This is a genomic window from Streptomyces colwelliae (genome assembly GCF_048158785.1).
In the GTDB taxonomy this organism is placed as follows: domain Bacteria; phylum Actinomycetota; class Actinomycetes; order Streptomycetales; family Streptomycetaceae; genus Streptomyces.
Genome location: NZ_JBLTJC010000563.1, coordinates 1 through 4,982 on the forward strand (window position 1 = coordinate 1; position 4,982 = coordinate 4,982).

5 protein-coding genes are annotated in these 4,982 nt (G+C 71.0%); 3 read left to right on the forward strand and 2 right to left on the reverse strand.

Annotation, left to right across the window (positions count from 1 at the left end; all coding sequences use genetic code 11):
* Positions 1 to 1,185, reverse strand: a 1,185-nt coding sequence (locus ACNFOC_RS50835; protein WP_416965773.1) for an MFS transporter, incomplete at its 3' end; no start/stop codon positions are given.
* A 157-nt stretch (positions 1,186 to 1,342) separates the two neighbouring features.
* Here ACNFOC_RS50835 and ACNFOC_RS50840 point away from each other — a divergent pair.
* Entirely contained in the window at positions 1,343 to 2,272 is a 930-nt protein-coding gene (locus tag ACNFOC_RS50840) for a LysR family transcriptional regulator (protein WP_416965774.1), read from the forward strand.
* Between the two features lie 10 nt (positions 2,273 to 2,282).
* On the opposite strand, the gene ACNFOC_RS50845 is transcribed toward ACNFOC_RS50840, so the two are convergent.
* Positions 2,283 to 3,197, reverse strand: coding sequence for an aminoglycoside phosphotransferase family protein (locus ACNFOC_RS50845; protein ID WP_416965775.1), 915 nt, complete (start codon positions 3,195 to 3,197; stop codon positions 2,283 to 2,285).
* On the opposite strand from ACNFOC_RS50845, the gene ACNFOC_RS50850 reads away from it, so the two are divergent.
* The gene (locus ACNFOC_RS50850) at positions 3,196 to 3,849 is read left to right on the forward strand and encodes a rhomboid-like protein (protein WP_416965776.1); all 654 of its coding nucleotides are present in this window, start codon (positions 3,196 to 3,198) and stop codon (positions 3,847 to 3,849) included. The two genes, ACNFOC_RS50845 and ACNFOC_RS50850, sit on opposite strands and share 2 nt — an antisense overlap.
* 9 nt (positions 3,850 to 3,858) lie before the next feature.
* On the forward strand, positions 3,859 to 4,982 hold a 1,124-nt coding region (locus ACNFOC_RS50855), incomplete at its 3' end, for an NAD(P)/FAD-dependent oxidoreductase (protein WP_416965777.1).

The window sequence follows — 4,982 nt, forward strand, 5'->3', positions numbered from 1 at the left end:
GAGGAAGGGGCTGGCCAGGAGGAGGACCCCGGCCAGCGCGATCGCCGTGCGCGGGGTGGTCGCCGCCGCCAGCAGGCCCCACAGTGCCGTCAACGCCGCGATCGCCGCGCTCGTGCTGATCGACCAGGCGGTCAGGGTGCGGGCGACCCGGTCGGGGGCGGTCTGTTCGAGGCGGCCGGTGGCCAGCAGGGGGTTGAAGACGCCGATGCAGGTCACCAGGCCGAGTTGGACGGTGATGACGAGGAGCATCCCGGGGGCTCCGGGGCGGACGAACGCCAGGCCGATCGGCCAGCACGCGCGCAGCACCCCGGAGACCAGCATCACCCTGTGCTGCCCGAACCGGGCCGCGAGCGGGCGCGCGAGGCGGGAGCCGACGAAGCCTCCGACGCCGGAGGAGGCCGCGAGCGCGAGCGCGTACTGCCAGGGAGAGAAGCCGAGGTGCCCCAGCAGGAGTACGGCGAGCAGCGGTTCGGCGGCCATGATCAGGCCGTTGACCACCATCGCGTTGAGGAGCAGCGGGCGCAGGGTGGGGTGGGCGAGGAGGTAGCGCCAGCCGTCGAGCAGATCGCCCGCCCGCAGCCGCGGCGCACCGCTCCGCTCGGGGCGCGGTTCCGTCCCGCCGATGGCGCGGATGCCGAGGGCCGAGAGCAGATAGCTGACCGCGTCGGCCACCACCGTCGTCACCGGGCCGAACAGTCCGATCGTGACCCCGCCGAGCGGTGGTCCGAGCATGGTCGAGGTCCAAGTCGTCGACTCGAAGCGGGAGTTGGCGACCAGCAGGTCCTCCCGTGGCACCAGCGACTTCAGGTACGAGCCGCTCGCCGCGTTGAAGGCGATGTTCGCCGCGGCGACGGTGACGGAGACGAGGAGGAGCTGGGCGAAGGTGAGCCCGCCGAGCGCGTAGGCGACGGGGACGGTCATGAGCGCCGCGAACCGGGTCAGGTCCATCGCGATCATCACCGGCCGCTTGCGGCGGAACTCCACCCACGGCCCCAGCGGTACGGCGACCAGCGCCCCCACCGCCCGCCCCGAGGCGGCCAGCACCGCCACCTGGGTCGGCCCGGAGTGCAGCACGAGGATCGCCATGAAGGAGAACGCGCCGAACCCGAGCCCGGTGCCGTACGAGCTGACCGCGAACGACGCCCACAGCCAGCCGAAACGGCGTCCCAGCGCCCGCCTGCCCACCCGCACTCCTTCGGTCGAACAGCCCCGCGTCGACCTCGGGGATCCAACCGGGGGGCACCCTCACCGGTCAAACAACCGACGCGCCGTGAGGCTACAACCTCTGGTTGTGTCGGCTGGTGAGCAGTGATTGTCAGTGGCCGCCCGTATCGTCGCCGACGTGGATCTCGACGCTGTGCGCACCTTCGTGGTCATCGCGGACGCGGGCCGTTTCCAGGACGCCGCCATGGAGTTGTCGATCACCCAGCAGGCCGTCTCCAAGCGGGTCGCCGCGCTGGAGCGGACCGTAGGCGTACGGCTCTTCGCGCGGACCCCGCGCGGGGCCGAACTGACCGTCGACGGGCGGGCGTTCCTGCCGCACGCCCGCGAACTGCTGCGCGCCGAGGCGCGGGCCTACGCCTCCGTCCGGCCCGGCCACCGCGCGCTGCGCGTCGACGTGATCGGCCGGGGACTCGCCCCGGCCGCCCTGCTGCGCGACTTCCATCGCGCCCGCCCCGAGATCGAACTCGACGTCGTGACCCTCTTCGACGCCGACGCGGCCGTGGACGCCATCCGCTCCGGCACGGTCGACGCGTCCTTCCGCGCCGTCACCATGACCGGCCGCCGGCTCCCCGACGACATCGAGGTCAGCCGGGCCTTCGACGAACCCGTCCAGCTCCTCACCGGCCCGGCCCACGCACTCGCCGCCGCCCGGACCGTCACCCCGGCCGATCTCGTCGGGCACCGGATCTGGATGCCCGGCCTCGTCCCCGGCACGGAGTGGGCCGCGTACTACGACGCCCTCGCCGCCGCGTTCGGGCTCACCATCGAGAGCAGCGGGCCCGACTTCGGGGTGGAGCCGCTGCTGGACACCATCGCCGGTTCGCGTTCGCTGGCGACCTTCGTGGGCGAGCAGACCCACCTGGTCTGGCCCGCCGGTCACGACCTGCGGCGCATCGCCGTACGGAATCCGACCCCGGTCTACCCGCACTCCCTCGTCAGGCACCGCGACAACCGGCATCCCGGGCTCGCTGCCCTCCGGGATCACCTCCACGACGGTGGCGGGCCTGGTCACTCCGACGCCGGGACCTGGACACCGGCCTGGGCGTAGGCGGCCCGGGTCAGTCGCGCAGGCGCCGGGCGATCTCCAGGTGGTGTGGCGAGGGCGGGCTGTCGTCCTCGATCGCCCACAGCGTGTTCTGTAGTACCCGGCCCAGCGTCCAGGCGCGTGCCCGGTCCCGGTCCAGCCCGAGCACCTCCGTCATGGCGTCGAACCGCCACCCGACCTCGTCCGCGTCGAAGCGGTTCCACAGGGCCGGGAGGAGTTCGAAGCCGGGGTCGCCCGCGAGCGGCTTGGGGTCGATGGCGAGCCAGGGGGCGCGGTCCGCGGCCAGGACGTTCTCGAAGTGCAGGTCCCAGTGGAGCAGCCGGTCGCCGGGTTCACCGGCGACCTCGCGCACCGCCGCCGCGCAGTCCGCGAGCAGCCGCCGCCCGGCCGGGTCGCCGACGCGGGGCAGTGCTGCCGAGGTCCGGTGCGCCAACTGTGCCGCGATGTCACCGAGCCGCCGCAGGCCCGGCGGTGCCTCGACGGCCGTCAGGCGGGCCAGCAGCCGGGCGACGACCAGCGTGGCCTCGCGGGAGTCCGGCAGATCCGCCAACACCCGCCCCGAGTCGAGCCGTTCGAGCAGCAGCGTGCCCGTGCCGGCGTCGGCCTCCAGCAGTCGTACGGCCCCGTCGCCGTCCCAGACCCGCAGGGCGACCGGTTCCCCGACCGTCTCCTCGTCCACGTCCTGGAGTTTGAGCGCGGCCGGTGTCCCGTCCGCCCGCAGCACGGGCAGGACCAGCGCGCACCTGCCGTTCATCGACGGCCCGTCGAGGCGCAGCCCCCATTGATCGAGGAACCGCGCGGCCCGCTCCCGGAGGGCGGCGGCGAAGGCATCTCCCGACTCCCCGCCGAAACTCTCGTAACTGGCGATCAGTCCGGCCGGAATGTCGATCACGGCTGTGACGATACTTGCGTGCGTGAATCGGCTCATGCGAATTACCCGGGGCCTCCACAGGGTGTGGGCGTACGTCCGCAGCGCCCCCGGCACCTACGTCTGGCTGGGGATCCTCTTCGTCACCACGGTCGCCGTGCACCACATGTCGCCAGAGTTCGAGCAGGAGTTCCTGCGGCAGCGGTCCACCAACATCCACGAGCTGTCCAACAACCCGGTGCGGGTGCTGTTCGCGAGCGCGATGTGGATGGACGGGGGGCGCTGGCTGCCGTACGCCGCGCTGTACACGGTGTTCCACGCGCAGGCGGAACGGTGGCTCGGTACGGCGCGGTGGCTGATGGTGTGTGTGGCCGCGCATGTGCTGGCCTCGCTGATCAGCGAGGGCGCGCTGCTGGAGGCGATCAGGAGGGGCGTGGCGCCGCAGTCCGCGGTCAACACCCTTGATATCGGGGTGAGTTACGCGCTGGCCGGGGTGGTAGGGGTGCTGGTGTATCGGATCGCGGTGCCGTGGCGGTATCCGTACTTGGTGGTCGTACTGGCCGTTTACGGGGTGCCGTTGGCGACCGGCCGGACCTTCACCGATCTTGGGCATTTCACGTCCGTGGTGATCGGGCTGGCGTGTTATCCGCTGGTCAGGGGCTGTGGAAAAGCATGGAATCCGAAGGAGACAGTCGCTGCACTCAGGGGTTAGCGTCCGGTTATGAGCAGCTCGGTGAGCCGTGTTACGGACGGTGTCGTGAATGGTGGCGTTTCCTTTTGGTACGCGGACGACGGTCTTCCGGTGCGGCGGGAGCCCCTCTCGGGTGACGCCTCCGCCGATGTCGTGATCGTCGGCGGCGGATACACGGGGCTGTGGACCGCGTACTACCTGAAGAAGGCGGCGCCCTTCCTCCGGGTCACCGTCCTGGAGCAGAAGTTCTGCGGCTACGGCGCCTCGGGGCGGAACGGCGGGTGGCTGTACAACGGGATCGCGGGGCGGGATCGGTACGCGAAACTCCATGGGCGGGAGGCCGCCGTACGGCTCCAGAAGGCCATGAACGACACCGTTGCCGAGGTCGTCAGGGTTGCGGAGGGGGAGGGGATCGAGGCCGACATCTCCGTGGGTGGGGTGCTCGAAGTCGCTTGTACGCCTGCCCAGTTGGCTCGGCTGAAGGCTTTTCACGAGCATGAACTGTCGTACGGCGAGACCGATCGTGAGTTGTACGGTGCGCGCGAGACCGGCGAGCGGGTTCGGGTTGTGGACGCGGTCGGGTCTACGTGGACGCCGCATGGGGCGCGGCTGCATCCGGTGAAGCTGGTCAAGGGGCTTGCGGCTGTGGTGGAGGCGTTGGGGGTTGTCATTCACGAGTCGACGCCCGTGACCGAGATCCGGCCCAAGCATGCGGTCACGCCGTACGGCACCGTTCGGGCGCCCTATGTTCTGCGTTGCACGGAGGGGTTCACCGCGAGTCTCAAGGGGCAGCGGCGGACCTGGTTGCCGATGAACTCCTCGATGATCGCCACCGAGCCGCTCAGCGATGCGCAGTGGGAGTCGGTGGGGTGGGGTGGGCTGGAGACGCTGGGGGACATGGCGCATGCGTATATGTATGCGCAGCGCACCGCCGATGGGCGGATCGCGCTGGGTGGGCGTGGGGTGCCGTATCGGTTCGGGTCGAAGACGGACAGCGATGGGCGGACGCAGGCTTCGACGGTCGAGGCGTTGCGGGAGATTCTTGTGCGGTTCTTTCCGTCGCTTGCGGGGGTGCGGGTCGAGCATGCGTGGTCCGGGGTTCTGGGGGTGCCTCGCGACTGGTGTGCGACGGTGACGTTGGATCGGGCTACGGG